The following is an 857-nucleotide window of genomic DNA, read 5'->3' on the forward strand; positions in this document are numbered from 1 at the left end:
CTGCATGCGCTGATCACCGGCAGCGAGCATGAGAAGGACCGCCGCATCCGCTTCGAGAACGCGCCGCGCTTCGGCCTCGTCGGCAAGCCGCTCGACATGACCTACCGCGTCATTTCGACGGAAGGCAATGGCGCCCCGGTGGATGTGCGGGTCTCGGTCAATGGCGAGCAGGTCTCGGTCGAGCACGCGACGGTCGGCCAGCCGATGAAGCTCTCGGTCACCATTCCCAATGCCGGCCGCAACATCGTCCAGCTCGGCATCGACCGCGAGCCCGGCGAGCTGACGGACGCCAACAACCGGGCGATCGCCTTGGTCGACGGCATCCGCGAGAACCTGCGCGTGCTCTTGGTCTCCGGCGAGCCGCATGCCGGCGAACGTACCTGGCGCAACCTTTTGAAGTCGGACGCGTCGGTCGATCTCGTCCACTTCACCATCCTGCGCCCGCCGGAAAAGCAGGACGGCACGCCGATCAACGAGCTGTCGCTGATCGCTTTCCCGACGCGCGAGCTGTTCGTCGAGAAGATCAAGGATTTCGACCTGATCATCTTCGACCGCTACCAGCACCGCGACGTGCTGCCGATCCTCTATTACGACTACATTTCCGAATATGTCGAAAAGGGCGGCGCGCTGCTGATTGCCGCGGGTCCCGAATATGCCGGCGAGAACTCCATCGCCCGCACGCCGCTCAACGCCGCGCTGCCGGCCATGCCGACCGGCGAAGTGGTGGACAAGGCCTTCTATCCGCGCCTGACTGATCTCGGCCAGCGCCACCCGGTGACGCGCGGGCTCGACGGCTCGGCAAGCGAGCCGCCGCATTGGAGCCGCTGGTTCCGCACCATCGGCGTCAAGAATCCGGA

1 pseudogene is annotated in these 857 nt (G+C 65.5%); it reads left to right on the forward strand.

The features are described from left to right. Positions 1–857, forward strand: a pseudogene (locus tag EOA28_RS37235) (hypothetical protein); the annotation flags it as partial.

The organism is Mesorhizobium sp. M2A.F.Ca.ET.067.02.1.1 (genome assembly GCF_004023285.1).
In the GTDB taxonomy this organism is placed as follows: domain Bacteria; phylum Pseudomonadota; class Alphaproteobacteria; order Rhizobiales; family Rhizobiaceae; genus Mesorhizobium.